Here is a 26,318-nt window from a genome sequence, read left to right on the forward strand (position 1 = left end):
TTTCCATGCATTTCGTTTCCACCCGACACGCGGCACCGGCCGCTACCCTCAGTGCGGCGATCGCGTCTGGTTTGGCGCCCGACGGTGGGCTGTATGTGCCCGAACAGCGTCCGCAACCGCAGCGCTGGCACAGGCAGGGCAGCCTGGCGCGTGATGCCGAGGCCGTGCTTGAGCCGTTCTTCGCCGGCGACGCGCTGGCGCCGCAGCTCGGCGCGCTGTGCGACGAAGCGTTCAATTTCCCGGCGCCACTGCGGGCGTTGTCCACCCCGGGCGACCACGTGCTGGAGCTGTTCCATGGGCCCACGGCGGCGTTCAAGGATTTCGGTGCGCGTTTCCTCGCCGCGAGTCTGGCGCAGCTGCAGCGCGACCGGGCGCAGGAACTGACCATCGTGGTCGCGACCTCTGGCGACACCGGCGCAGCGGTGGCCGCCGCGTTCCACCAGCAGCCCGGCATCCGGGTAGTGGTGCTGTATCCGGACGGGCGGGTCTCGCCCCGCCAGGCGCACCAGTTGGGCTGCTTCGGCGACAACATCCACGCACTGCGCGTGGCGGGGTCGTTCGACGACTGCCAGGCGATGGTGAAGCAGGCATTGAGCGACCGCGAGCTGCAGGCGCAGGTACCGCTGAGTTCGGCCAACAGCATCAGCCTGGGACGCTGGCTGCCGCAGATGAGTTATTACGCGCATGCGGCGCTGGGCCATCACGCCGCCACCGGCGAGGTCCTGAATCTGGTGGTGCCGACCGGCAACCTGGGCAACGCGATGGCGGCGGTGCTGGCGCGTGCGATGGGCCTGCCGCTGGGGCAGATCGCGTTGGCGACCAATGCCAATGATGTGCTGCCTCGGTTCTTCGAGGGTCAGGCCTATCGGCCGCAGGACAGTGTGGCGACGCTGGCCAATGCGATGGACGTCGGCGCGCCGAGTAATTTCGAGCGGCTGCGGTGGTTGCATGAGGGTGACGACGATGCGCTGCGCGCCGGGTTCCGTACCGCATCGGTGAGTGATGCCGAGATCCGCGAGGTGATCGCGCGCCGTTATGCAGCAGCGGGCGAGGTGTTCTGCCCGCACACGGCGACGGCGGTGAAGCTGCTTGAACAGCTGCGTGCGCAAGGCGTGCAGGGCGATTGGGCGGTGGCGGCCACCGCGCATCCGGCCAAGTTCGAGTCGGTGGTGGAGCCGCTGATTGGTCGCAGCATCGAGGTACCGCCAGCGTTGGAAGCGCTGTTGAAGCGCCCTGCGCACGCTGAACCGTGTCCGCCGCATTACGCGGCGTTGCGCGAGTCTCTGTTGGGCTGAGGAGCAGCCGGGCAGGGCCCGGCTCTACCGCCTTACGCGCCGCACAACTCGCGCAAGCCGGCCTCGTCGATGATCTCGACGGTGTTCAGGTGGGGCAGGGCGATCAGGCCCTGCTGGCGCAGCTTGGTGAAGGTGCGGCTGACCGTTTCCATGGTCAGGCCGAGGTGGTCGGCGATGTCGCTGCGGCCCATCGGCAGGGTCACGCGCAGGCCGGGGTCGCCCAGGCGGGCTTCGCGGGCGGCCAGGCGCAGCAGGAAATCGGCGAGCTTTTCGGCCGGTTGCAGGCGTGCCAGGGCCAGCGCGGCATCGGCGGCGTCGTCCAGCGCCTGGCAGGCGCGCTGCAGCAGCTTGCGCTCCAGGTGCGGGTAACGCGCACGCAGGTCCTTCATCTGCGGCAGGGTGACGCGGCAGACCCGGCTGTCGGCAATGGCCTCGATGTCATGCCGGTGGTGGTCGCTGCCGGTCAGGCCCAGGTAGTCGCCGGGCAGCACGAAACCGCTGATCTGGCGGCGGCCGTCGGCGAGGGTGCGGACCAGGCGCAGGGCGCCGCCGGTCAAGGTATAGACATGTTGGCGCGGCTCGCCGGCGCGGGCCAGGGTGGCGCCCAGCGGCAGCGCCTGCGAGACGGTGACCCGTTCCAGCGCCTGTACTTCGTCCGGCGACAAGGCTGAACACACGGCCAGATGGCGCACCGAGCAGTGCAGGCAGTCGCGCAGGGCGGAGCAGCCCGGGGCGGGGTCGTCTACGGTGGCAACGGCGGTTCCGGAGTGGGGCCGGGTCATGTCGAACCTGGAAGCGGGGCCTGTCCATGATACGTCATGCGGCGCCCGGCCCGGCTGCGGCTAGAATATGCAGCTCGAACATCCCCACGTTCCGCAGGAGTCCGCAAGTGATCAAGCCCCGTACGCCGCCCGGCATCATGGAATTGCTGCCGCGCGAGCAGATCGCGTTCCAGCGCATGCTGGACGTCATCCGCCGCAATTACGAGCGGTTCGGGTTCCTGCCGGTGGAAACGCCGGTGTTCGAGCTGTCGGACGTGCTGTTGACCAAGTCCGGCGGCGAAACCGAACGCCAGGTGTACTTCGTGCAGTCCACCGGGGCGCTGGCCAATGCGGCCGAGGCAGGCGACAAGAGCCTGCCGGAACTTGCGCTGCGCTTCGACCTGACGGTGCCGCTGGCGCGCTACGTGGCCGAGCACGAACACGACCTGACCTTCCCGTTCCGCCGCTACCAGATGCAGCGGGTGTACCGTGGCGAGCGCGCGCAGCGCGGTCGTTTCCGTGAGTTCTACCAGTGCGACATCGACGTGATCGGCAAGGACGGCCTGAGCACGCGTTATGACGCGGAAGTGCTGGCAGTAATCCACGCGGTGTTCTCGGAACTGCGCATCGGTGATTTCTCGGTGCAGCTGAACAACCGCAAGTTGATGCGCGGTTTCTTCGAGAGCCTGGGCGTGGCCGACGGCGAGCGCCAGATGGCGGTGCTGCGCGAGGTCGACAAGCTGGACAAGCGCGGCCCGGATTACGTGCGCGAAACGCTGACCGGTGAAGGCTTTGCGATTCCGGCTGAGCAGGCGGACCGCATTCTGTCCTTCGTGGCGGTGCGCTCGAGCAGCCACGCCGACGCGCTGGCGCAGCTGGACGCGCTGGTGGCCGACGGCAACGCGAGCGAAACGCTGCAGCTGGGCGTGGCCGAGCTGCGCGAGGTGCTGCAGCTGGTGAAGGCGCTGGGCGTGCCGGAGACGGCGTACTGCCTGAACTTCTCGATTGCACGCGGCCTGGATTACTACACCGGCACGGTGTACGAAACCACGCTGACCGACCACCCGCAGATCGGTTCGATCTGTTCGGGCGGCCGTTACGAGGACCTGGCCAGCCACTACAGCAAGTCGAAGCTGCCGGGCGTGGGCATTTCGATCGGGCTGACCCGTCTGTTCTGGCAGCTGCGCGAGGCAGGCCTGATCGCCGGCATCGAAGACAGCAGCGTGCATGCGCTGGTGGCACTGATGGACGACAACGGCCTGGCCGATTCGCTGGATATCGCCCGCCGCCTGCGCGCGGGTGGGATCAATGCGGAAGTGCAGATGGAGCCGAAGAAGATCGGCAAGCAGTTCCAGTACGCGGCCAAGGCAGGCATCCGTTTCGTGGTCCTGGCTGGCGAAGACGAGCTGGCGCGAGGCGTGGTGGCGGTGAAGGACCTGCTGCGCGAGCAGCAGTTCGAAGTCGCCCGCGACGAGCTCGCAAGCGCTTTGCAGGTGGAGCTGGAGCAGACGCGCGCGATGGCGTGATTTCGCCCTTTGTTTCAGAGTTCGACGACGGCACCTTCGGGTGCCGTTTTTGTTTAGCGCGTAAAGCAGCGTTTCCATTCGTACGTGCTGGGGCGGCCGCCGGGCAGCCCCGCTCCGGGACACGCCGTGAACCGCCCTCCGGGCCCCGGCCCAATCGCTGGCGATTGGGCGTTCAGTCGCACGCGAGGCAGTGCCTCGCAAGCAGTGCTCCTTCACCCATGGGGGCTGCTAGAAAACATCCATGTTTTCTAGCGTCCCTCCGGGGGCTACCCGGCGGCCGCCCCCATACAGGGTCGTGTGCGGTTGGGAACGGCGGACACGCGTGGCGTGTCACTACGCGGGTGGTCCGTCGCGTAGCTGGGTTTCCCGTGGCCATCTGCCAACTATCGGAGGGTCGGCGGGGGTGGGTTTGAGGGGGCACGAGCCGCATGGATGCGGCGATGAGCCTTATCTGATCGGAATCTGGCAGCGTAGGTGTCGAGAGCCGGCGTGGGCCGCCGTAGTAGCCTGGATCTCGACGATCGCCATGTAGCTTGGCGCCCACGCCGGAATCTCCCTTGATCCGCCCGAACAGTTGCTGGAGCTGACACTCGCAGCGATAAGACTGGGCAAGCGGGGGAGCTCTCGACCCTTCCAGACTATACGGAGTCGGGCGATGAACGGGATCGGGATTGATGTAAGCAAGCGCCAGTTGGATGTGGGCACGACGGATGGAGAGGTCCTGCAGGTCAGCAACAGCGGCTCCGGCTTTGCGGAATTGGACGCCTGGTTAAGAACACGTCCGACCAGCCAGATCGTGCTGGAGGCCACCGGCGGCTATGAACAGAGAGTGCTGGATTTCCTGCACAACGCCGGTCATCCGGTGGTCCGAGCCAATGCCCTGCAGGCCCGGAAGCTGGCCCAAGGGTTGGGCCAGGTAGCCAAAACTGATCGTTTGGATGCCTACGCATTGGCGAAGATGGCAGCCTTGGTGAAACTTCCTTCGTATCAGCCGTTGGAGCCTTGGCAGCAGAAGATGCGGGAATTTGTGCGGGCGCGTCGACAGACGATGCACGCGCTGACTGTTGCGTGCCAACAGCAGGAAATGGTGGAGGATCGTGAATTGCGCCGACTATTGCAGGCCAATATCACCCGCTTGCGGACGCTGGTTGAACGCTTGGGAAAGCAGATTGCCGAGCAGGTGTCCCTGCAACCCCAGCTGGCCGTGCTGAAGTCGATGAAAGGCGTGGGCCCAGGGTTGCAGGCGGTACTTGCCAGCTACTTGCCCGAACTGGGGAAGGTCAGCGGCAAGGCCATCGCCAGCTTGGTCGGTGTAGCACCCATGTCCCACGACAGCGGGACCCTGCGCGGGAAAAGAAGTATTCACGGCGGCCGGGCTGAGATCCGTCAGGTGCTTTACATGGCGAGCATGTCGGCCATGCGGCATGAGCCTCGATTGCGGGAGTTTTACCAGTCGCTGCGAGGCCGTGGCAAGGAAGGCAAAGTCGCCATCGTGGCGGTGATGCGGAAGATGCTGGTGATCCTCAACGCCCGCGTGCGCGACGCCGAACGCGGACCGATCCCCGCCTGAGGCGACTCAGGGCGTCCGCTCCCCGAGGCTGCCGGCCAGCGGCCGGCACTACCGTGCCCGCAACATTGCGCCAACGCCGGCGCTGCCTTTGACGTGGCTTTTCCCGTGACCTCCGATCTCTGTCGAGGGTCGACCGGGGCGGGTTTGCGGGGGAATCGGCGCCATGGATGGCGACCGCTTAGCCCCCATGGATGGGTTTACGGCGACCCCGCAAACCCGCACCGGGCGGCCCTGCCCAAGGCATGCATCAGGCCTCGGCTGTTCGCCCAAATGCGTGAAGCAGCCGGGCAGAGCCCGGCTCTACGCCAAACGCAGCAATCAAGAGCGTGCCGACCAGCGGTCGGCACCTACCGTCCCGCCAGCAACACAGTTGCTACATGGATGTATTTACGGCGTCCCCCACAAACCCGCACCCGACGGCCCTGACCAGGGGAACCTTGCCCACTGCAGCTGTTCGCCGGAATCCAACAGCAGCCGGGCAGGGCCCGGCTCTACCAGCCTGGATCCAGCGCTACCCGGGCTCCACCTGAATCGCCGCTCCCGGGATTTGGCTTCCGGCGCAATTTGCGCTAATGTAATAGCACGCTATTACATTGATACGATGAAAATCCGCCCCGTCCCCCGTGAAAAAGACCCCCAGGCCGATCTGGCCTGCCTCGCTGCGGCGTTCGCCGGGCTGGATAGCGAGGAGCAGGTGACTGCCTTCCTGCGTGACCTGTGCACTCCCGCCGAGCTGGAGGCCCTGTCTGATCGGTGGAAGGTGGTGCCGCTGCTCCGGCAGGGCGTGCCGTATCGCGAAATCCATGAATTGACCGGTGTCAGCGTGACCACCACCGGGCGCGTGGCGCGCTCGCTGGACCATGGCCACGGCGGCTATGCCGCCGCCATTGCCGCGACCGCCACGCCCGCGTCCCCCGAATCCGAGTAGAGACCTCCCCCATGAGTGCAACCCAGACCGCCCCGGCACGCGACCGGCTGCGTATCGCCATCCAGAAGAGCGGGCGGCTCGCCGAACCCGCGCGCAGCCTGCTCACCGCCTGCGGCCTGAGCTGGCGGCAGAGCCGCGACAAGCTCTTCTGCTACGGCGAATCGCTGCCCGTCGACCTGCTGCTCGTCCGCGACGACGACATTCCCGGCCTGATCGCCGACGGCGTCTGCGACTTCGGCATCGTCGGCCGCAACGAACTGGACGAACAGGGCGCCGCCCGCCGCCGGATCGGCCTGCCCGACGCCTACCAGGCCCTGCGCGGCCTCAACTTCGGCCAGTGCCGCCTGATGCTCGCCGTGCCCGACGAATGGGACTGGCAGGGCGTCCAGCAGCTCGCCGGTAAACGCATCGCCACCAGCTACCCCGCCATCCTCGCCGACTGGCTGGCCGAGCGCGGCGTCGACGCCCAGGTCGTCGAACTGTCCGGCTCTGTCGAAATCGCCCCCCGCCTGGGCACCGCCGACCTCATCTGCGACCTCGTCTCCAGCGGCGCCACCCTGGCCGCCAACCAGCTCAAGCCCGTCGAAACCCTGCTCGAAAGCGAAGCCGTACTCGCCGGACCGGTCAAAACCCCCGACGACGCCCGCGCCGGCCTCATGGCCATGCTGCTGCGCCGCCTCGACGGCGTGGTCAAGGTGCAGGACAGCAAGCTGCTGATGTTCCGCGCCGACCAGGATCGCGTCTCCGACCTGGCCCGCCTGCTGCCCGACGCCGACCCGCTGGTGCAGCTGCCCGACGACGGCGGCCGCCTGCGCCTGCAGACCATGTGCCACGGCGCCCTGACCTGGCAGCGGCTCGAAGAGCTGGAGCGCGCCGGCGCCCAGGGTTTGATGGTGTTGAGCGTGGAGCGGTCGCTGGCATGAATCGTCTGCACTGGTCCCAGCTGGATGCCACCGAACAGGCCCAGGCGCTGCAGCGCCCCGTACAGGCCGTGGCCGCGCGTACCCGTGAATCGGTCGCCGCACTGATCTCCTCCGTGCGCGAAGACGGCGACGCCGCCCTGCGCGAAATCAGCCTGCGTTTCGACGGCGTCGCGCCCGCCTCGTTCGAAGTCGATGACGAAGAATTCGCCGCCGCCGAACGCGCCGTGCCGGCCGAACTGCGCCAGGCCATGATCGACGCAGCCGAGCGCATCCGCCTGTTCCACAAGGCCGGCATGAGCCAGGGCTACGCGGTCGAAACCGCGCCTGGCGTGCGCTGCGAACGCATGGTCCGGCCGATCGGCCGGGTCGGCCTGTATGTGCCCGCCGGCAGCGCACCCTTGCCGTCCACCGCACTCATGCTCGGCGTGCCCGCACAGCTGGCCGGATGTCGCGAAGTCGTGCTGTGCACCCCGCCGCGCCGCGACGGCAGCGCCGATCCCGCCGTGCTCGTCGCCGCGCGCCTCACCGGCGTGCACCGCGTGTTCAAGCTCGGCGGCGCCCAGGCCATTGCCGCCATGGCCTACGGCACCGCCAGCGTACCTGCCTGCGACAAGCTGTACGGCCCCGGCAACAGCTACGTGACCGAAGCCAAGCAGCAGGTCGCGCAGGACGGCGCCGCCGCCATCGACATGCCCGCCGGTCCCTCCGAAGTGCTGGTGATTGCCGATGCCGGTGCCAACCCCGCGTTCGTGGCCGCCGACCTGCTCTCGCAGGCCGAACACGGCCCGGACTCCCAGGTACTGCTGCTCACCGACGATGCCACCATGCTGGAGCGCGTCGAAGCACAGGTGCAGGCGCAACTGGCGAAGCTGTCGCGCGCCGACATCGCCGCCCAGGCACTGCAGTCCTCGCGCCTGGTCCTGGTCGACTCCCTCGTCCAGGCCTTCCAGATCAGCAACCGCTACGCGCCCGAACACCTGATCCTGGCCCTGCGCGAACCGCGCGACTGGCTGGCCCAGGTCGAGGCCGCCGGCTCGGTGTTCCTCGGCGACTACACCCCCGAAGCGCTCGGCGACTACTGCAGCGGCACCAACCACGTGCTGCCCACCGCCGGCGCCGCGCGCGCCTACAGCGGCGTCAGCGTCGCCAGTTTCCAGAACATGATCAGCGTGCAGTCCGCCAGTGCGCAGGGCATTGCCGCCATCGGCAACTGCGCGCGCGTGCTGGCCCGTGCCGAAGGCCTGGATGCACACGAAAACGCCGTGGCCCTGCGCATGGAGAGCGCCGCATGAGCGCCGACACCGTTCTCTCGCTGGTGCGCGACGACCTGCGCGCGTTCGCGGGGTACTCTTCCGCGCGCAGCAGCGCGCTGGTCGGCGATGTCTGGCTCAATGCCAACGAGTCGGCCTGGTCCAACCCGGCCGACGCGCAGGGCATCGCACGGCGCTATCCCGAACCCCAGCCGCAGGCCCTGCGTACACGGCTCGCCGCGTTGTATGGCTGCAGCGTAGACCAGCTGCTGATCGGGCGCGGCAGCGACGAAGCCATCGACCTGCTGGTACGCGCTTTGTGCCAGCCCGGCCGCGACGCCGTACTGGTCACCCCGCCAGTGTTCGGCATGTACGCGGTCTGCGCACGCCTGCAGAACGCGCCACTGCTGGAGGTCCCGCTGCGCGACAGCGGCGACGAACTGGTCGCCGACATCGACGCCATCATTTCTACCGCGCTGTCAGGCAACGCCAAGCTGGTGTTCCTGTGCACGCCGTCGAATCCGGCCGGCAGCAGCATTGCACTCGCCGACATCGAACGCGTCGCCCAGGCCCTGCAGGGCAGGGCGCTGGTGGTGGTCGACGAAGCCTATGGCGAGTACGCCAACCAGGCGTCTGCGACCACCCTGCTGTCCCGCTACGACAACGTCGCGGTGCTGCGCACCCTGTCCAAGGCGCATGCGCTGGCCGCGGCCCGCATCGGTACCCTCATCGCTGCGCCGGCCCTGATCCAGGTGCTGCGGCGTTGCCAGGCGCCGTACCCGGTGCCTGCGCCGTGCACCGCCCTGGCGCTGGCCGCGCTCGACTCAGATGCGCTGGCCGTGACCGACGCGCGCGTGGCGCAGGTCAAGGCCGAGCGTGCCCGTCTGTACCAGGCCCTGCAGCAGGCGCCCGGCGTACTGCGCGCCTACCCCTCGCAGGGCAACTACCTGCTGGTCCGTTTCGACGACGCGCAGGCCGCCTTCGACGCGCTGCTGGCCGCCGGCGTGGTCGTCCGCGACCAGCGCGCCGCCCCGCAACTGCACGACGCACTGCGCATCACCATTGGCAGCCCGGAACAGAACGACCGCGTGCTCCAGGTACTCACTGCCCGGAGGGCCGCCGCATGACCCCGATCCTGTTCGTCGACCGCGACGGCACCCTGATCGAAGAGCCCGCCGACTTCCAGATCGACGCCTACGAGAAGATCCGCTTCGTGCGCGATGTGATCCCGGCGATGCTCAAGCTGCGCGACGCCGGCTACCAGTTCGTGATCGTCAGCAACCAGGACGGGCTGGGCAGCGAAGGCTACCCGCAGGCGTCCTTCGATGGTCCCAACGACCTGATGCTGCAGATCTTCGCCAGCCAGGGCATCGTGTTCCGTGACGTGCTCATCGACGGTACCTGGCCGCACGACAACGCACCCACGCGTAAGCCGGGTATCGGCATGATGCTGCCGTACCTGCAGGACCGCAGCATCGATTGGGCGCGCTCGGCGATGGTGGGCGATCGTCCCACCGACATCCAGTTCGCGCAGAACATGAACATCCGCGGCTTCCAGTTGCGGACCGGACAGTTCGGTGGCGAGTGGGACTGGAACGGCATCGCCCACGACCTCGCCGATGCACCGCGCCGCGCCACCGTGCAGCGCAATACCAAGGAAACCCGCATCCGCGTCGATGTGGACCTCGACCGTACCGCCGAACCGCAGACCCACACCGGGCTGCCGTTCTTCGACCACATGCTGCAGCAGATCGGCAAGCACGGCGGCTTCGCGCTGAGCGTGCAGGCCGAGGGCGACCTGCATATCGACGAACACCACACCATCGAAGACACCGGCCTGGCGCTCGGCCAGGCCCTGCGTGAAGCGCTGGGCGACAAACGCGGTATCGGTCGCTACGGCTTCACTCTCCCAATGGACGAAACCCTGGCCAGCGCCGCGCTGGATTTCAGCGGCCGCCCGTACTTCGTGTTCGAAGGCGAGTTCAAGCGCGAGCGCGTCGGCGACATGCCGACCGAGCTGGTGCCGCACTTCTTCCGTTCGCTGTGCGATGCCTCGGGGTTGAACCTGCACCTGAGCGTGCGCGGCGACAACGACCACCACAAGGTCGAAGCCTGCTTCAAGGCGCTGGCGCGCGCCCTGCGCCAGGCCCTGCCGCGCCAGGGAACGGCGCTGCCCAGTACCAAGGGGGCGCTGTGACCGACGTTGCACTGATCGATGCCGGCGGTGCCAACCTGGGTTCGGTGCGCTATGCGCTGGAGCGGCTGGGCGCGAACGTGCAGCTGGTGCGCGGCGCGGACGGCCTGCACGGCGCGCGCCGGGTGATCCTGCCGGGCGTGGGCGCGGCGAAACCTGCGATGCAGCGCCTGCACGCGCAGGGGCTGGTCGAACCGCTGCGCCGCCTGCAGGTGCCGCTGATGGGCATCTGCCTGGGCATGCAGCTGCTGTTCGAACATTCCGAAGAAGCCGGGGTGGAAACGCTGGGCTTGATTCCCGGCACGGTGCGCAAGCTGGTGCCGGCCACCGGCATCCGCGTGCCGCACATGGGCTGGAACCGGCTGCTGCCGTTGAAGCCGTCGGTGCTGCTGCGCGACATCCCCGCGCGTGCCAGCGCCTACTTCGTGCACAGCTACGCCGCACCGCTCAACGCCCACACCGTGGCCGCCTGCGACCACGGCGGGCTGTTCACCGCGATGGTGGAGCAGGGCCGGTACTTCGGCGCCCAGTTCCACCCCGAGCGTTCCGGCGACACCGGCGCGCTGATGCTGCGCAATTTCCTTGAGGACACCGCTGTATGAGTTTCATCGTCTACCCCGCGCTGGATATCCGTGGCGGCCGCGTGGTGCGGCTGCGCCAGGGCGACTACGCGCAGGAAACCCACTACGGCGACGACCCGCTGCCGCGTGCCCAGGCCTTCGAGGCCCAGGGTGCGCGCTGGATGCACCTGGTCGACCTCGACGCCGCACGCGCCGGGGGTTACACGCTGGCACCGTTGCTGGCAGCGATCCGCGCCAACACCGGCCTGCAGGTGCAGACCGGCGGCGGCGTCCGTGGCCGTGACGATGTGGCACGCATCCTCGATGCCGGCGCCAGCCGCGTGGTGGTCGGCTCGCTGGCGGTGCGCGAGCCGGAGCAGGTGATCGGCTGGCTGGCAGAGTTCGGATCCGAGCGCATCACCATCGCGCTGGATGCGCGCCAGGATGCCGACGGCCAATGGCAGTTGCCGGTACACGGCTGGACCGAGAATGCCGGGGTCACCCTGGACGCACTCGCAGAGCGCTACGCGCAGGCCGGCCTGCGCCACCTGTTGTGTACCGACATCGCCCGCGACGGCATGCTGGCTGGACCGAACCTGGACCTGTACCGCCACCTCACCGCACGCCTGCCGGGCGTGGCGGTGCAGGCCTCCGGTGGCGTGCGCGACGTGTCCGACGTTGCCGCCGCGCGCGCCGCAGGCTGTGCCGGTGCGGTGCTGGGCAAGGCCCTGCTGGAGCAGCGCATGGACCTGGGCGAGGCGCTGGCATGTTGAGCCGCCGCATCATTCCCTGCCTGGACGTGCGCGACGGCCGCGTGGTCAAGGGCGTGCGCTTCCGCGACCACGTGGACATGGGCGACATCGTCGAGCTGTCGCAGCGTTACCGCGACCAGGGCGCCGACGAGCTGGTGTTCTACGACATCGGGGCCAGCCCGGAAGCGCGGTCGGTGGACGTGGCCTGGATCGAGCGCATCGCGCGCCTGATCGACATTCCGTTCTGCGTGGCCGGTGGCATCGACAGCGTGGAGACCGCACGCCGCGTGCTGTTTGCCGGCGCCGACAAGATTTCGATCAACTCCCCGGCGCTGGGTCGGCCGGAGCTGATCACCGAGCTGGCCGACGAGTTCGGCGTGCAGTGCGTGGTGGTCGGCATCGACTCGGTGCGCGAAGCCGACGGGCAGTGGCGGGTGCGCCGTTTCAGCGGCGACCCGGACAAGACCCAGGCTGTCGCCGTGCGCACGCTGGACTGGGTGCAGGAAGTGCAGCGCCGGGGTGCCGGCGAGATCGTGTTGAACTGCATGGACAGTGACGGCGTGCGCCGCGGCTACGACGTCGAGCAGCTGCGCCAGGCGCGCGACGCCTGCCACGTGCCCCTGATCGCCTCCGGCGGCGCCGGCGAGATGCAGCACTTCGCCGATGTGTTCGACCAGGCCGATGTCGACGGCGCGCTGGCCGCCAGCGTCTTCCACAGTGGCGCCATCGCCATTCCCGCACTGAAGCAGTTCCTGCGCACGCAGCAGATCGAGGTTCGAGATGTCTATTGAAGTGTTGCCCTCCCGCGAGGCCCTGGACACCCTGGACTGGGCCAAGGGCGACGGCCTGTTGCCGGTGGTGGTGCAGGACGCCGACAGCCTGGCGGTGCTGATGCTGGGCTACGCCACTGCCGAGTCGCTGGCGTTGACCCTGGAAACCGGGCACATGACCTTCTACAGCCGCAGCAAACAGCGGCTGTGGACCAAGGGCGAGTCGTCCGGCAACGTGCTGGCGGTGGTGGCGGTGCGCGTGGACTGCGACCGCGACACCCTGCTGGTCAGTGCGCGTCCGGCCGGGCCCACCTGCCACACCGGCAGCGAAAGCTGCTTCGAACAGGCGCCGGGCAATTTCCTGGGCCGCCTGGACGCACTGGTGCGCGAGCGCGAACATCAGCGCCCGGCCAACAGCTACACCACCTCGCTGTTCGAACAGGGTATCCGCCGGATCGCGCAGAAGGTCGGCGAAGAAGGCGTGGAAACCGCACTGGCCGGCGTGGTCCAGGACGATGCGGCGTTGCTGGGGGAGTCGGCCGACCTGCTGTTCCACCTGACCGTGCTGCTGCGCGCCCGTGGCCTGTCGCTGCAGGACGCGGTCGAGGTGCTGGTGGCCCGCCACGCGAAATGAGCGCGGCGACCGCCATCTAACGCGGCTGAAACGGACCACCAGCGATGATGTGCGGCTTTACACTCGCCCACCTCCTACGGAACGCCTCGATGACCCGCACTGCTGCCTGGCTGGCCTGCCTGCTGTTGATGTCCGCACCTGCCTGGGCCAGCGAGGCCACCGTGACCGGCAAGGTCTACCAGGAGCGCGACGGCAAGCCCGGCCGCGGTCCCACCGACCCCGCGCTGGCGGGGGTGCAGGTGTCGAACGGCGAGGTCATCGTGCGCACCGCCGCCGACGGCAGCTACAGCCTGCCGATCCGTGACGGCCAGACCGTGTTCGTCATCAAGCCGGACGAATTCCAGTTCCCGGTCGCGGCCAACGGCATGCCCAGCTACTGGCGGCACTATGCGCCGCAGGGCTCGCCGCGGCTGAAGTACGACGGCATCGCCGCCACCGGCGGCAACGTGCGCAACTGGGACTTCGCGCTGGAGCCGGCCAAGGATGCCGACGCCGCGCGTTCCGGTTTCGAGATGCTGGTGTTCACCGACTCGCAGACCGCCAGCCGCCAGGACGTGGGCTACTACCACCGCGCCATCGTCGAGCCGATCATCGGCAAGCACCCGGCGCGGCTGGGCACCACCCTGGGCGACATCGTCAACGACGACCTCTCCCTGTACCCGCAGATCAACAAGGCCACCGCGCAGCTGCAGGTGCCGTGGTTCCATGTGCCGGGCAACCACGACCTGGACATGGATGCCGGCGACGACCGCCATTCGCTGGACAGCTGGCGCGCCGTGTATGGCCCTGATACCTACGCGGTGGAAGAGGGCGGCGCCAGTTTCGTGTTCCTCGATGACGTGGTCTACGACCCGACCGCCAAGCCGAAGTATGTCGGTGGCCTGCGCCCGGACCAGTTCACCTTCCTGGCCAACTACCTCAAGGACCTGCCACGCGACCGCCTGCTGGTGCTGGGCATGCACATCCCGCTGTTCGACGCCGCGCCCGGCCGCGAAACCTTCCGCCACGTCGACCGCACGCGCCTGTTCGCACTGCTCAAGGACTTCCCGCACGTGCTGGTGCTCAGTGGCCACAGCCACACCCAGCAGCACTATTACCACGGTGAGGCCGAAGGCTGGAAAGGCAGCCGGCCGCTGCACGAGTACAACGTGGGCGCGGCCTGTGGTGCGTTCTGGTCGGGCGTGAAGGACAGTGCCGGCATTCCCGATGCCACCATGAGCGACGGCACCCCGAACGGGTATGCAGTGCTCTCGGTGCAGCCGGGCGGTGAGTACGGCCTGCGCTATTACGTGGCGCGCGCGCCGGACGACTACCAGATCGCGCTGCATGCGCCGAAGGTGCTGCGCAAGGGCGCCTACCCGGCCTGGGGTGTGTTCGCCAATGTGTTCATGGGCCAGGCCGACACGGTGGTGGAGTTCCGCGTGGATGACGGCACGTGGCAGCCGATGAAGCGGGTGGAGCAGCCGGACCCGCGCGTGCTGCTCGAGAACGTCGCCGACGACACCGCCGAACGCCTGCGCGGTTTCGACCGTTCGCCGGAAGCCACCCCGTCGACGCACCTGTGGCGCGGCGCGCTGCCGACCGACCTGGCCGTCGGCGACCACAAGGTGGAAGTGCGTGCCGTCCATGCCGACGGCCCCACCGCAGCTGCCAGCACCACCTACCGCCTGCAGACCGCCAAACCGTAACGCCGTACGCCCAGGTACGGCGGAACCTGCTTTGCAAACCCCCACCGATCACCGAAAATCCGCGCATGCGATCGAATCAACCCAAGGCCAGCGAGTGAGCGTTGCAACACCGTTTCCGGATACGCATCCGGCTCAACCGCCACGCCCGGGTTCCCACGGCGACACCCTGATCGTCGCCGACGTCGGCGGCACCTATGCGCGCCTGGCCGTGGCCGAAGTGCGCGCGGGCCAGGCACCGCGCATCCGCAACCTGCGTCGCTACGCCTGTGCGGACTTCGCCAGCCTGGCGAGCATCCTTGCCGCGTTCCGCGCGTCACAGGATAGTGCCCCGGCGACCGCCGTGGTCGCCATCGCCGGCCTGCTTGAAGGCGACCACCTGGTCAACACCAACCTGCCGTGGCCGGTGTCCGTGGCCGCTACGCGCCGCGACGCCGGGCTCGCCTCGCTCGACCTGATCAACGATTTCGAAGCCGTGGCCTACGCGATTCCGCACGTCGCCGCCGACACGCTGGTAGCGCTGAACGGCGACGCGGACGCCGGCAACCGTTGGCCGGCGTTGGTGCTGGGCCCGGGCACCGGACTGGGTGCCGCGCTGCGTTTCGAAGCCGGCGCAGGCGCGGTGCTGGCCAGCGAAGCCGGGCACGCCGCGCTCGGTGCGGTCAGCGCACTCGAACTGCAGGTGCTCCAGCAGATGCTGCAACGCTGGGAGCACGTGGACAACGAACGCATCCTGTCCGGCAGCGGGTTGATGAATCTGTATCCCAGCCTGTGCGCAATCCGTGGTGTGGCACCGCAGTGGACCACCACCGAGGCATTGATCGGCGCCGCACTGGCCGGCGACGACGCGCTGGCCGTGGAAACGCTGGAGGTGTTCTGCGGGTGGCTGGGCAGTCTGTCCGGCGACCTGGCGGCGACCTTCGGGGCGCGCTCGGTGTACCTGGCCGGCGGCATTTCCGGCCACGTTGCACGGTTCATCGATGACGGCCACTTCCGCACGCGGTTCCTGGCCAAGGGCGTGATGCGCCGGGTGCTGGAACAGGTGCCGGTGTGGCGGGTCGAACATGGCGAGCTGGGCGTGGTCGGTGCGGCGGTATGGCACGCCGAGAACCGCCGCGCGGCCGCATAGCATTCATTTCCGGGGGAGCAGCACGTGACAGATCGTAGGCAGTTTCTCCAGGCCGGTGCACTGGCCGCAGGCGTGATGGCCTTTCCGAAAGTGCAGGCCAGCAGCAACGGTCGCGCCCGGGTGGTCTCGACCTGGGACTTTGGCGTGGGCGCCAACCAGGCCGCCTGGAAAGTGCTGTCGACCGGCGGCAGCGCGCTGGACGCGGTGGAAACCGGTGCGCGCTGGGCCGAAAGCGAGTTGTGCAATCCAACCGTGGGCCGCTGCGGCAATCCAGACCGCGACGGCATCCTCACCCTGGACGCCAGCATCATGGCCGGCGACGGCCGCTGTGGTTCGGTGGCGGCGCTGACCGACATCCTGCATCCGGTTTCGGTCGCCCGCAAAGTGATGGAGCAGACCCCGCACGTGATGCTGGTGGGCGAGGGCGCGCAGCAGTTCGCCGTGCAGCAGGGTTTCCCGCGCGAGAAACTGCTGACACCCGCCGCCGAGAAGGCGTGGCGCGAATGGTTGAAGACCGCGCAGTACACGCCCGAGATCAATGCCGAGCGGCGCACGCGCCCAGGCGACAGCAGCAACCACGACACGCTGGGCATGCTCGCCATCGATGCGCAGGGCCAGCTGGCCGGCGCCTGCACCACCAGCGGCATGGCCTGGAAGCTGCACGGCCGGGTCGGCGACAGCCCGATCATCGGCGCCGGGCTGTACGTGGACAATGAAGTGGGCGCGGCCACCGCGTCGGGCGTGGGCGAGGAAATGATCCGCAACGCAGCCTCGTTCCTGGTGGTCGAACTAATGCGCCAGGGCCGTTCCCCGGCCGAGGCCTGCCGCGAGGCGATCGCGCGCGTGGTGCGCAAGCGCCCCGAGGCCAGCAAGACCCTGCAGGTGTGTTTCCTGGCACTGGACCGCAACGGTGAGGTGGGCGCGTACGCGCTGCATCGCGGCTTCGTGTACGCGGTCTGCGACAAGGACCGCCAGGACGACCTGCGCGACTCCGCATCGGTCTATACCACCGAGCAGACCTGATGGCCGCCCCCCACGTCCTGGAGATCGCCTCGAACTCGGTGGCCTCGGCACTGGCCGCGCAGGCCGGCGGGGCCGACCGGGTCGAGCTGTTCGACAACCTGGGCGAGGGCGGCACCACGCCGTCGTACGCCAGCATTGCCGTCGCACGGGAGCGCCTGCGCATTCCGTTGTTCGTGCTGATCCGGCCGCGCCCGGGTGATTTTCACTACGACGCGCTTGAAACGGAGCTGATGCTGCGCGATATCGCGAACTGCCGGCAGCTGGGCTGCGACGGCGTGGTGATCGGGGCGTTGGATGCGGACGGCGCCGTGGCCATGCCGCTGTGCCGCGAACTGGTGGCCGCAGCCGGTCCACTGGGCATCACGTTTCACCGCGCCTTCGATGCCGCGCGGGATCTGCCCGAAGCGTTGGAGCAGGTCGTGGAGCTGGGGTGCCAGCGTGTACTGAGCTCTGGTGGGCAGGCGGGCGCAGGGCAGGGCAGCGACATGCTGGCCCGGCTGGTCGCGCAGGCCGGTGATCGATTGTCGGTGATGGCCGGTGCGGGCATCACGCCGGACAACATCGCCGCGATTGCGTCGGTTACCGGTTGCCGCGAGGTGCATGCGTCTGCGAAGGCGGCGCGTGCGTCGGGCATGCGGTTCCGGAATGCCGACCTTCGTGGACTGGATAACGATTGGGTACAGTCCGATGCCGCGATCGTGGCGGCATTGCGTTCCGCTTTGGATGTCACCGGGCTTTGAGTCCGCGCTGACACGCGTGGCGTGTCACTACGCAAAAAAAACGACAGCCATCTGTACCAGCCTGACTGTCGTGGAGGAACGTTGCCCTCGCCGGTAAGGCGAGGGCAGGTATTGCTTAGAACTTGTAGGTCGCGCCGAAGTACAGCTGACGGCCGGAGTACAGGCTGGAGATCAGGCGGGCATCGGTGTCGTTGCCGAGGTGGATGCGCTGTTCTTCCTTGGTGGCGTTCAGGACCGATGCGGTGAAGGTCAGCGCGTCGGTGAAGTTGTAGGCCACGTTGAGGTCGAGCTGTGCGTACGGCTCGGTGTACTCGGTCATGCCGCCATTCAAGCCACCGACCACTTCGCCACGACGGTTGTACGAGGCGCGCGCCAGGAAGGTGTCGTTCTCGTAGAACACGGTGAAGTTGGCCTGGTTCTTGGCGCTGCCGACCAGCGGCGAAGCGCCGATGTTCTCGCCGTCGAGCACGATCGAAGCCAGGTTGGTGTCGTTGTAGGTGTAGTTGGCCTGCACGCCCAGACCGAAGTCGAAGGTGTACTGACCATACAGCTCCACGCCCTGCGACACGCCGTCACGGCCGTTGGCCTGGGTCTCGTAGTCCTGCACGGTGACCGACTCGCCGCCGATCACCATCTGCACGTCACGCACGACCGGCACGGTGAAGTTGTCCACGTTCTTGCGGAACAGGCCGATACCCGCGACCGCACCCGGCTGGAAGTACCACTCCAGGCCGACGTCGAACTGGGTCGCTTCGAACGGTTCCAGGTCCTTGTTGCTGCCGTGGCCCTGCCAGCCTTCCTGCGGCGCGCCACCGGCGACGCGACGGTCGTTGACATACTCGGCGCTGAAGTAGCTCAGGGCGCCCGGCGCGGCGATGCTGGTGTAGCTCGGACGTGCGATCACCTTGGACGCGGCGCCACGCAGCACCAGGTTGTCGGTGATGTCCCAGGCGATGTTGAAGCTCGGCAGGAAGTCGGTGTAGGTCTTGTCGGAGCCGATCAGCTCGAAGGTCTTCGAACGGGCCAGGCTGTCGGGCAGGCGCACGAAACCGCTTTCGCAACCGTAGTTCGGGAACGCTGCCGCGGCCGGGTCGTTGCACGACATCGGCGCGCCCGAGGCGTTGTCCAGGAAGTAGTCGTTGAAGCGTTCGATCGAGTCGCTGGACTGGGCGAACTGCTCGGTGCGGACCATGCGGACGCCGACGTTGCCGCGCAGGCGGTCGGTACGGAAGTTGGCCTGGAAGTAGCCGGCGTAGACCTTCTCGTTGACGTTGTAGACGAAGTCTTCTTCGGTCCGGTTGTGCGAACCGCCGTAACGATCGTTGAGGTAGTTGATGTAGGCCGGGTAGTCGATGCCCGGGAACACGTTGGCGTCGAAGCCGCCGCGGATGCCGGTGATCGGGTTGGACAGGAAGAAGCCCGGCTGGGCGATGCCCGCCGTGTTGTCACAGCCCGCCTGGTAGCGGTTGTTGTCGTAGTCGGCGGGGTCGGTGCCCGGGCAGACCCAGTAGGTGTTGCCGGTGTTGCGGTGGACCTTGCCATCGCTGTACTTGGCGCCGAACTGGAACGAGTCCAGCCAGCCGTCTTCGAACAGCTTGGTGAAGTCGGCCTGGAAGTGGTTCTGCTTGACCTCGGTCTGCATCCAGGACGAATCGGTGGAGCCGGTGTCCACTTCGGCGATGCCGTTCATCAGCTGCTGCTGCAGGTCAGGCGAGAACGTGGCCGACGGCGTGCCGGTCAGGTCCCATGCGGAGTAGCGGTTGCCGGACTCCCACACGCCATCCACGCGACGGCGCGGCTTGGCCGACATGCGGAAGTTCATGGTCGGCCCACCCTCGGACCAGGTGCGGCCGCCGCTGAAGGACGCCTTCCAGAGCGGGCTGATGTCCCAGTCGATGCTCAGGTCGGCAGTCTGCGACAGCGCCTTTTCGCGGCTGTAGCCGCCGGTCAGCTGCGGGGTGGGGATGGTGCAGTCGTCCGGACCCCAGCCACCAGGCGGCAGGCCGGCGGCAGCGGCTTCGTCTTCGCTGCAGTAGTAGGTCTTGCCGGCCAGCTTCTCGAACTGGGCGCCGGTGACGATGCTGCCGCTGGGATCCATGGTCAGGCCGTTGAGCAGGCGGCCGCCGGCCCAGTTGCCGTCCTGGTTGTAGCGCGCCATGTTCCATTCCGGAATCTTGAGCATGTTCTGGGTGTAGTCACCCTGCAGCTCGAAGCGGAAGTAGTTGGCGGTCAGGGTGACGTTGTCGGTCGGCTTGAACTGGAAGGTGAACTGGCCACCGGTGCGCTCACGCTCTTCTTCCTTCACCGCGAAGTTCACCGAGGTGGGCATGAAGAAGTCGGTGTAGTTGTTGCCGTTCTGGTCGTTGAAGCCGGAGTTGCCCCACCAGTAGTTGACGCCGCCCTGGGTCAGCGGGTTGCCGTTGACGTCGCGGGCGTCGGTGTCGGTGCCGTACCACTGGTAGTTCTCGGTGGTGGCTTCCATGGTGCGGCTGGTGCGCTTCTGCTTGGTCACCCCGACCAGCACGCCGAAGCGTTCGTCGTCGCTGTGCCAGGAGTACAGCGCGGACGCCTGCGGGTCGACGTCGGGGCTGGTGTCCGAGGAGGTGCCTTCCAGGGTCACATAGCCGGAATTGGATTCCATCTCGAGCGGGCGACGGGTATGCAGGATCACCGTGCCGCCGATGCCGCCTTCGTCGATGCGCGCTTCCGGCGACTTGAACAGCTCGGCGCTGGACAGCATGTTCGAGGGCAGCAGGGTGTAGTTGAACGAGCGGCTGGCCTCGTCATTGGTTTCCGAGGTCGCGATGTAGTTGCCGTTCAACTGGGTCAGGGTCAGGTCCGGATCCAGGCCGCGCACGCTGACGCTCTTGCCTTCGCCGCCGTCGCGGGTAATGACCACGCCCGGCACGCGCTGCAGCGAGTCGGCCACGTTCTTGTCGGGGAACTTGCCCACGTCTTCTGCGGTGATCACTTCGACCACGGCGTTGGCGTCACGCTTCTGCTGCAGGCTCTTTTCGATGGCGTAGCGGTAGCCGGTGACCTGCACGCTGTCGAGCGTGGTCGCCGAGGGCGTTTCGGACGGGGTCGCGGCCTGCTGGGCGAACACGGTCGCCGGCACGAAGGCCGCGGCGGCCAGGGCAAAGGTGATCGCGGCGGACAATGCGTCGCGGCCGTGCATGCGGGACATCTGCTTCATTCCACTCTCTCCGTTGGATTGAATCGGTGCTGAGATTTCGTTGAAACGATCTAAAATTGGCAGCGGACCTGGCGAGCCCCCCAGCTCGCCGTGCCACGCATATGACGGTTCGGAGTTGGATCGATCTAAACCGCTGGCAGCGAATTTTTAACACGGCGGCGCCAGGGAAGCATGCTGCTCCGCAATATGGACGGCGGGGCCGGGAATGTGCCTAGGGCGCAGGCGCCACAAGGGACAAGGGGCGGGCGGGACTTTGAACGCTTCAGTTGCGCAGCGCGCAGGGCGCGGTGCAGGCGACGGGGTAGGGGGGGCGCTCATGTTGCGCCGCAGAATGCATGGACGGATTGCCCCGTGTTCTACTTAAATCGATCTAAATTCACGCCGCCGTGACTTTGGAGCGATCCAAAACGCACCTCGCCTCACCGTCATCGACCCACAGGAACCACTGCATGCGCCGATTGCCGTCCCGCCTCGCCCTGACGACCTGCCTGGCCGTTGTGGCCTTCACGCCCATGCTGCAGGCCGCCCCGGCCGCGCTGGAGCGTGAGGTCAACACCTTCATCGGCAGCAAGGATGACGGCAATACCTTCCCGGGCGCCTCGGCCCCGTTCGGCCTGATCCAGGTCAGCCCGATCGGCGAGCACTATGCCGGCTGGCGCTATGACGACCCGAAGATCCGTGGCTTCGGCCATTCCTTCCTGTCCGGCGCGGGTTGCTGGGAACAGGGCGGCCAGGTCTCGGTCCTGCCGGTGACCGGCAGCATCGGTCCGGGCGGCGACTTCGACACCGACAGCGCCAAGAGCTTCGACCACAAGGCCTACGCCTCCGGCTACACCCATGAGGGCGAGGTCGGCCAGGCCGGCTATTACAAGGTGCGGTTGACCAGCTACGGCGGCATCGACGCCGAAGCCACCGCGCGCACCCGCGCCGCCGCCGAGCGTTACACCTTCCCGGCCGAGGCCGGCACCGGTCACGTGCTGGTCAACGTTGGCCAGGCCAACGAGCGCCACTCGGTGATCGGCAGCGTGATCGACGTGGTCGGCGACCGCGTGGTCGAAGGCAAGCTGGTCACCAAGAGCTTCTGCGGCGGCCACCAGTACACCACCTGGTTCCGCATCGAGTTCGACCGCCCGTTCAAGGCGTACGGCACCTGGGGCGAGGGCGGTGGCCTGCCCGGCGCCCGCCATGGCATGGAAGGCGAGCTCAAGCCGAGCGGCGCCTGGTTGAGCTTCGACCTGGCCAAGGGCGGCGCGGTGACCGCGGTCAGCGCGATCTCGCACGTGGATGCCGAAGGCGCGCGCGCCAACCTGCGCAGCGACGGCATGCAGGACGGCCGCCTGCTCGGCTTCGAGCGCATGCGCAGCCTGTCCCAGCAGCAGTGGCGCAAGGAACTGTCCACCGTGCGCGTGGACAGCAAGCACGCCGATGACCGCACCGTCCTGTACACCGCGCTGTACCACGCGCTGCTGCAGCCGCTGACCGGCAGCGATGCCGACGGCCGCTACCGGGGCTACGACGACAACATCCACCGTGCCGACGGCTGGACCTACTACGAGTACTTCTCGCTGTGGGACACCTACCGGGCACAGAACCAGTGGCTGGCGCTGACCCGTCCGCAGGTCACCCGCGACATCGGCCGCAGCCTGCTGGCGATCAACGAGCAGGGCGGCTGGCTGCCGCGCTGGGGCTACGCGAACTTCGAAACCAACATCATGACCGGCGACCCGGTCACGCCCTTCATGGTCGACCTGTGGCGCTTCGGCGCGCTGGCCGGACGCGAAGGCGAGGCGTACACCGCACTGCGGCGCAATGCGTTCGAACTGCCGCCGATGAACTCGCGTCATGCCGGCCGCTCGGGCAACCCGGGTTACGTCGAGAACGGCTACGTTGCCTATGACCGCGCGTTCCCGTCCAAGGGCATGGACGTCGACCCGCACCACGGCGGCTCGGCGACGCTTGAGTACGCGCTGGCCGACTGCGCGCTGGCGCAGATGGCCGACGGCCTGGGCCATGCCGACGACGCCGGCGTGCTGCGCCAGCGCGGCCGCAACTGGCAGAAGGTGTGGGACCCGAGCGTGCGCGACGAGGAAACCGGCATGAGCGGCTTCCCGCGTCCGCGCATGGATGATGGCAAGTGGTATCTGCCGGCCGACGGCCACTACAGCCCGCGTTCGCACCATGGCTTCCATGAAGGCACCGCGTGGCAGTACCAGTGGCTGGCCCAGCAGGACATCCCCGGCCTGGTCCAGGCCATGCACGGCCGCGAACAGGCCGGCAAGCGCCTGGATGCCTTCTTCGCCTACGACGCCCTGCTGCAGTCGCCGCTGCAGGCCGCGCGCAAGGAATGGGTGGTGGGTCCGTACAGCTACTACAACCAGTACCGCTACAACCCGAATAACGAACCGGACCTGCACGCGCCGTGGATGTACACGCTGATCGGCCAGCCGTGGAAGACCGCCACGGTGGTGCGCGCCGCGCAGCAGCTGTTCACCAACGCACCCAATGGCGTCACCGGCAACGATGACCTGGGCACGATGTCGGCCTGGTATCTGTTCAGTGCGCTGGGCTTGTACCCGGCGGTGCCGGGCAGCGGCCAGTTCCTGCTGCACGCGCCGCGCTTCGCCAAGGTCGAAGTGGACCTGGGCCAGGGCCGCACGCTGCGCCTGCAGGCGCCTGGCGCCGACGGCCGCAAGCTCCAGTACGTGCAGGGCGTGCAGGTCGACGGCCAGGCACACGCACCGGTGTGGATGGACTGGAACCGCCTGCAGCAGGGCGGCACCATTTCCTACGCACTCGGCGACACCGCGCCGGAAGCCGGCTGGGGGACCCAGGTGGCCGACCTGCCGGTGTCGTACTGCGCCACGCCGGGGGCCGTGCTGGAATGAGCCGCCGCCCCGGTCCGCTGGCCGATGCGATCGTTTAGGCTTGCAGCACCATGACCCGACCGATGCCCCGATGAAAAAGGACACTTCCGCTGCCAAGGGAACCCGCGCCAGCACGCCCCGTGCCGGCGCCGCACGTGCGGTCACCGTGACCGACATCGCCGATGCCATCGGCGTGTCGCGCGCCACGGTGTCGCTGGTGCTGCGGGGCAGCCCACTGGTCAATGTCGACACCCGTGCGCGGGTGGAGGCCGAACTGCGCCGGCAGCGCTATGTGTACAACCGGGGCGCGGCCAACCTGCGCCGCCGCACCTCGACCAGCGTGGCGCTGGTGATCAACGATCTTTCCAACCCGTTCTTCGCCGAATTCGCTTCCGGTGTCGACGAAGCACTGGGCGCGAAAGGCTTCGTGACCCTGTTGGGCAGTACCGGCGAGTCGCCGGAACGGCAGCAGGCGGTGCTCACCACGCTGATGGAACACACCCCGGCCGGGTTGATCCTGTCGCCAGCCGAAGGCAGCGACGCCACCGAGGTACGCCAGGCGCTGGGCTTCAATGCCAACGTGCTGCTGTTCAACCGCGAACTCAGCGGGGGCGATTGGGACTTCCTTACCCTGGACAACCAGCAGGGCGCATATCTGGCAACGCGTCACCTGATCGAGCGCGGCCACCGCCGTGTTGCGTTCTTCGGTGGCCACGCCGATTCCAGTTCCTGCCACCAGCGCCGTACCGGCTACGCGCAGGCGCTGGCAGAGGCCGGGCTGGAAGTGCAGCCGGACTGGTTGATCGAGTCGGCGCCGAATCGTCTCGAAGCCGCCGCGCGTACGGGCGAGCTGTTCGCAGGCGAAGTGCCGACCGCGGCGGTCTGCTACAACGACACCGTTGCACTGGGCCTGATGCTGGGCCTGGCCTCGCGCGGGGTGCAACCGGGCCGCGATTTCGCGGTCACCGGGTTCGATGATATTTCCGAAGCGGCGGTCGCCATGCCCCCGCTGACCACGTTGACCGTGAACCCCCGTGAGCGCGGCCGCCAGGCGGCCGAACTGCTGCTGCAGCGACTGGACGACCCCAGCGCAGCACCGCGTCGCACCGTGGCTCCCGTACAGCTCCATATCCGTGACAGCAGCGGCCCTGCCGTCGGCTGACCTCGACTCCCTTTCACCCGCCCGCGCACTGAGGCGCGTACCGCATGCCCATTTCTCCAACGCCACGCCTGCCCACCTCGTCATCCTCCGCGCCCGTGGTCAACACGCGCATGGCGTTGGCGGTCGCCACCACGATCTTCTTCATGTGGGGCTTCCTGACCTGCCTCAACGACATCCTGATTCCGCACCTGAAGGCGGTGTTCGAACTGAACTACGCCAAGGCGATGCTGGTGCAGTTCACCTTCTTCGGCGCGTACTTCCTGATGTCGCTGCCCGCCGGTCGGCTGGTCGCGCACCTGGGCTACAAGAAGGGCATCGTGGCCGGCCTGGCCATTGCCGCCGTCGGTGCGCTGGGCTTCTGGCCGGCCGCCGAACTGCGCGTGTATGAAGCGTTCCTCGGCGCGCTGTTCGTGCTGGCCACCGGCATCACCGTTCTGCAGGTGGCGGCCAACCCGTACGTGGCATTGCTGGGCCCGGAACAGACCGCCTCGAGCCGGCTGACCCTGGCGCAGGCACTGAACTCGCTGGGCACGGCAATCGCGCCGATCTTCGGTGGCCTGCTGATCCTGGGCAACACGGTCAAGAGCGCCGACGAACTGGCCGCGCTGGGCGCCGCCGAACAGCTGGCCTACCGCACCCAGGAAGCGCAGGCGGTGCAGGGCCCGTACGTGGGCCTTGCGATCGCGCTGGCACTGCTGGCGGTGTTCGTCTACCTGTTCCGCCTGCCGGCATTGAACGAGACCACCGAGCAGGCCGACACCGGCAGCCACACGCTGATGGACGCGCTGCGCCATCGCCACGTGCTGTTCGGCGTGCTCGGCATCTTCTTCTACGTGGGCGCGGAAGTGTCGATCGGCAGCTTCCTGGTCAACTACCTGTCGATGCCGAATATCGGGGGCCTCACCGAACAGCAGGCGACCGGTTACGTGTCGGCGTACTGGACCATGGCGATGGTCGGCCGATTCGCCGGCTCGGCGATCATGACCCGGTTCTCGCCGCGCATCCTGCTCACCCTGTTCGCCGCGGCCAATGCGCTGCTGCTGGCACTCACCATGTCGACCGAAGGGCACGTGGCGATGTACTCGGTGGTGGCGATCGGCCTGTTCAACTCGATCATGTTCCCGACCATCTTCGCGCTCAGCATCGAGCGCCTGGGCCCGCTGACCAACAAGGCTTCGAGCCTGCTGATCATGGCCATCGTCGGTGGCGCGATCATTCCGTTCCTGCAGGGCCTGCTCGCCGACCGCATCGGCCTGCACCTGTCTTTCATCCTGCCGTTGCTGTGCTACGGCTACATCCTCTTCTATGGCATGTGGGGCTCGCGCCCGCGTGCCGGTTTCAGCCAGGGGGGCTGAG

The 26,318-nt window shown here is 67.8% G+C and carries 21 protein-coding genes; 19 read left to right on the forward strand and 2 right to left on the reverse strand.

Annotation, left to right across the window (positions count from 1 at the left end; translation table 11 throughout):
- The first annotated feature begins 5 nt into the window (after nt 1-5).
- Nucleotides 6-1,295 (forward strand): threonine synthase, encoded by a 1,290-nt coding sequence (gene thrC / locus HGB51_RS00155; protein ID WP_070207717.1) that lies wholly within the window; start codon nt 6-8, stop codon nt 1,293-1,295.
- Nucleotides 1,296-1,327: 32 nt separating this feature from the next.
- Here thrC and HGB51_RS00160 read toward each other — a convergent pair whose 3' ends face one another.
- The gene (locus HGB51_RS00160) at nt 1,328-2,077 is read right to left on the reverse strand and encodes a Crp/Fnr family transcriptional regulator (RefSeq protein ID WP_070207716.1); all 750 of its coding nucleotides are present in this window, start codon (nt 2,075-2,077) and stop codon (nt 1,328-1,330) included.
- Between the two features lie 107 nt (nt 2,078-2,184).
- On the opposite strand from HGB51_RS00160, the gene hisS reads away from it, so the two are divergent.
- From hisS to HGB51_RS00235, 15 genes are all read left to right on the forward strand, one after another.
- Nucleotides 2,185-3,582 (forward strand): histidine--tRNA ligase, encoded by a 1,398-nt coding sequence (gene hisS / locus HGB51_RS00165; protein WP_070207715.1) that lies wholly within the window; start codon nt 2,185-2,187, stop codon nt 3,580-3,582.
- 655 nt (nt 3,583-4,237) lie between these two features.
- Nucleotides 4,238-5,152, forward strand: a complete 915-nt coding sequence (locus HGB51_RS00170; protein WP_070207714.1) for an IS110 family RNA-guided transposase — start codon at nt 4,238-4,240, stop codon at nt 5,150-5,152.
- A gap of 601 nt (nt 5,153-5,753) precedes the next feature.
- Nucleotides 5,754-6,080 (forward strand): YerC/YecD family TrpR-related protein, encoded by a 327-nt coding sequence (locus HGB51_RS00175; protein ID WP_070208599.1) that lies wholly within the window; start codon nt 5,754-5,756, stop codon nt 6,078-6,080.
- 11 nt (nt 6,081-6,091) lie between these two features.
- Nucleotides 6,092-7,003 (forward strand): ATP phosphoribosyltransferase, encoded by a 912-nt coding sequence (hisG, locus tag HGB51_RS00180; RefSeq protein ID WP_070208600.1) that lies wholly within the window; start codon nt 6,092-6,094, stop codon nt 7,001-7,003.
- Complete coding sequence (gene hisD, locus HGB51_RS00185; RefSeq protein ID WP_070208601.1) at nt 7,000-8,295, forward strand: histidinol dehydrogenase; 1,296 nt, start codon at nt 7,000-7,002, stop codon at nt 8,293-8,295. The genes hisG and hisD overlap by 4 nt, the downstream gene beginning before the upstream one ends.
- Complete coding sequence (gene hisC, locus HGB51_RS00190; RefSeq protein ID WP_070208602.1) at nt 8,292-9,380, forward strand: histidinol-phosphate transaminase; 1,089 nt, start codon at nt 8,292-8,294, stop codon at nt 9,378-9,380. The genes hisD and hisC overlap by 4 nt, the downstream gene beginning before the upstream one ends.
- Complete coding sequence (hisB, locus tag HGB51_RS00195; RefSeq protein ID WP_070208603.1) at nt 9,377-10,450, forward strand: bifunctional histidinol-phosphatase/imidazoleglycerol-phosphate dehydratase HisB; 1,074 nt, start codon at nt 9,377-9,379, stop codon at nt 10,448-10,450. Before hisC ends, hisB begins: the two co-directional genes overlap by 4 nt.
- The gene (hisH, locus tag HGB51_RS00200; RefSeq protein WP_070208604.1) at nt 10,447-11,049 is read left to right on the forward strand and encodes an imidazole glycerol phosphate synthase subunit HisH; all 603 of its coding nucleotides are present in this window, start codon (nt 10,447-10,449) and stop codon (nt 11,047-11,049) included. The genes hisB and hisH overlap by 4 nt, the downstream gene beginning before the upstream one ends.
- Nucleotides 11,046-11,780: a 1-(5-phosphoribosyl)-5-[(5-phosphoribosylamino)methylideneamino]imidazole-4-carboxamide isomerase gene (gene hisA, locus HGB51_RS00205; RefSeq protein WP_070208605.1), complete on the forward strand. Its 735-nt coding sequence runs from the start codon at nt 11,046-11,048 to the stop codon at nt 11,778-11,780. The genes hisH and hisA overlap by 4 nt, the downstream gene beginning before the upstream one ends.
- Nucleotides 11,774-12,550, forward strand: a complete 777-nt coding sequence (hisF, locus tag HGB51_RS00210; RefSeq protein WP_070208606.1) for an imidazole glycerol phosphate synthase subunit HisF — start codon at nt 11,774-11,776, stop codon at nt 12,548-12,550. The genes hisA and hisF overlap by 7 nt, the downstream gene beginning before the upstream one ends.
- Nucleotides 12,540-13,163, forward strand: a complete 624-nt coding sequence (gene hisIE, locus HGB51_RS00215) for a bifunctional phosphoribosyl-AMP cyclohydrolase/phosphoribosyl-ATP diphosphatase HisIE (protein ID WP_070208607.1) — start codon at nt 12,540-12,542, stop codon at nt 13,161-13,163. Before hisF ends, hisIE begins: the two co-directional genes overlap by 11 nt.
- Before the next feature lie 89 nt (nt 13,164-13,252).
- On the forward strand, nt 13,253-14,851 hold the full coding sequence (locus HGB51_RS00220) for a calcineurin-like phosphoesterase C-terminal domain-containing protein (protein WP_070208608.1): 1,599 nt from the start codon (nt 13,253-13,255) through the stop codon (nt 14,849-14,851).
- A gap of 166 nt (nt 14,852-15,017) precedes the next feature.
- Nucleotides 15,018-15,977: a glucokinase gene (locus tag HGB51_RS00225; protein ID WP_246233427.1), complete on the forward strand. Its 960-nt coding sequence runs from the start codon at nt 15,018-15,020 to the stop codon at nt 15,975-15,977.
- A gap of 24 nt (nt 15,978-16,001) precedes the next feature.
- Nucleotides 16,002-17,000: a glycosylasparaginase gene (locus HGB51_RS00230; protein WP_070208609.1), complete on the forward strand. Its 999-nt coding sequence runs from the start codon at nt 16,002-16,004 to the stop codon at nt 16,998-17,000.
- Complete coding sequence (locus tag HGB51_RS00235; protein WP_070208610.1) at nt 17,000-17,740, forward strand: copper homeostasis protein CutC; 741 nt, start codon at nt 17,000-17,002, stop codon at nt 17,738-17,740. Before HGB51_RS00230 ends, HGB51_RS00235 begins: the two co-directional genes overlap by 1 nt.
- Before the next feature lie 115 nt (nt 17,741-17,855).
- Here HGB51_RS00235 and HGB51_RS00240 read toward each other — a convergent pair whose 3' ends face one another.
- Nucleotides 17,856-20,936: a TonB-dependent receptor gene (locus HGB51_RS00240; protein WP_070208611.1), complete on the reverse strand. Its 3,081-nt coding sequence runs from the start codon at nt 20,934-20,936 to the stop codon at nt 17,856-17,858.
- A 449-nt stretch (nt 20,937-21,385) separates the two neighbouring features.
- Between HGB51_RS00240 and HGB51_RS00245 the strand changes: the two genes are divergently transcribed.
- From HGB51_RS00245 to fucP, 3 genes are all read left to right on the forward strand, one after another.
- Nucleotides 21,386-23,821 carry a GH92 family glycosyl hydrolase gene (locus tag HGB51_RS00245; RefSeq protein ID WP_070208612.1) on the forward strand — a complete coding sequence of 812 codons (2,436 nt, stop codon included), beginning with the start codon at nt 21,386-21,388 and terminating at the stop codon, nt 23,819-23,821.
- 70 nt (nt 23,822-23,891) lie between these two features.
- The gene (locus tag HGB51_RS00250) at nt 23,892-24,962 is read left to right on the forward strand and encodes a LacI family DNA-binding transcriptional regulator (RefSeq protein WP_070208613.1); all 1,071 of its coding nucleotides are present in this window, start codon (nt 23,892-23,894) and stop codon (nt 24,960-24,962) included.
- A 44-nt stretch (nt 24,963-25,006) separates the two neighbouring features.
- Nucleotides 25,007-26,317: an L-fucose:H+ symporter permease gene (gene fucP, locus HGB51_RS00255; protein ID WP_070208614.1), complete on the forward strand. Its 1,311-nt coding sequence runs from the start codon at nt 25,007-25,009 to the stop codon at nt 26,315-26,317.
- Nucleotide 26,318: the final 1 nt, after the last annotated feature.

Origin of the sequence: Stenotrophomonas bentonitica, from assembly GCF_013185915.1 — a bacterium.
GTDB lineage: Bacteria > Pseudomonadota > Gammaproteobacteria > Xanthomonadales > Xanthomonadaceae > Stenotrophomonas > Stenotrophomonas bentonitica.

What these genes read in the sequence shown, in the direction of transcription:
- thrC (WP_070207717.1), top strand. Translation starts at nt 6, where the DNA reads ATGCATTTCGTTTCCACCCGACACGCGGCACCGGCCGCTACCCTCAGT.
- HGB51_RS00160 (WP_070207716.1), bottom strand. Translation starts at nt 2,077, where the DNA reads ATGACCCGGCCCCACTCCGGAACCGCCGTTGCCACCGTAGACGACCCC.
- HGB51_RS00170 (WP_070207714.1), top strand. Translation starts at nt 4,238, where the DNA reads ATGAACGGGATCGGGATTGATGTAAGCAAGCGCCAGTTGGATGTGGGC.
- HGB51_RS00175 (WP_070208599.1), top strand. Translation starts at nt 5,754, where the DNA reads ATGAAAATCCGCCCCGTCCCCCGTGAAAAAGACCCCCAGGCCGATCTG.
- hisG (WP_070208600.1), top strand. Translation starts at nt 6,092, where the DNA reads ATGAGTGCAACCCAGACCGCCCCGGCACGCGACCGGCTGCGTATCGCC.
- hisD (WP_070208601.1), top strand. Translation starts at nt 7,000, where the DNA reads ATGAATCGTCTGCACTGGTCCCAGCTGGATGCCACCGAACAGGCCCAG.
- hisC (WP_070208602.1), top strand. Translation starts at nt 8,292, where the DNA reads ATGAGCGCCGACACCGTTCTCTCGCTGGTGCGCGACGACCTGCGCGCG.
- hisB (WP_070208603.1), top strand. Translation starts at nt 9,377, where the DNA reads ATGACCCCGATCCTGTTCGTCGACCGCGACGGCACCCTGATCGAAGAG.
- hisA (WP_070208605.1), top strand. Translation starts at nt 11,046, where the DNA reads ATGAGTTTCATCGTCTACCCCGCGCTGGATATCCGTGGCGGCCGCGTG.
- hisF (WP_070208606.1), top strand. Translation starts at nt 11,774, where the DNA reads ATGTTGAGCCGCCGCATCATTCCCTGCCTGGACGTGCGCGACGGCCGC.
- hisIE (WP_070208607.1), top strand. Translation starts at nt 12,540, where the DNA reads ATGTCTATTGAAGTGTTGCCCTCCCGCGAGGCCCTGGACACCCTGGAC.
- HGB51_RS00220 (WP_070208608.1), top strand. Translation starts at nt 13,253, where the DNA reads ATGACCCGCACTGCTGCCTGGCTGGCCTGCCTGCTGTTGATGTCCGCA.
- HGB51_RS00235 (WP_070208610.1), top strand. Translation starts at nt 17,000, where the DNA reads ATGGCCGCCCCCCACGTCCTGGAGATCGCCTCGAACTCGGTGGCCTCG.
- HGB51_RS00240 (WP_070208611.1), bottom strand. Translation starts at nt 20,936, where the DNA reads ATGAAGCAGATGTCCCGCATGCACGGCCGCGACGCATTGTCCGCCGCG.
- HGB51_RS00245 (WP_070208612.1), top strand. Translation starts at nt 21,386, where the DNA reads ATGCGCCGATTGCCGTCCCGCCTCGCCCTGACGACCTGCCTGGCCGTT.
- HGB51_RS00250 (WP_070208613.1), top strand. Translation starts at nt 23,892, where the DNA reads ATGAAAAAGGACACTTCCGCTGCCAAGGGAACCCGCGCCAGCACGCCC.
- fucP (WP_070208614.1), top strand. Translation starts at nt 25,007, where the DNA reads ATGCCCATTTCTCCAACGCCACGCCTGCCCACCTCGTCATCCTCCGCG.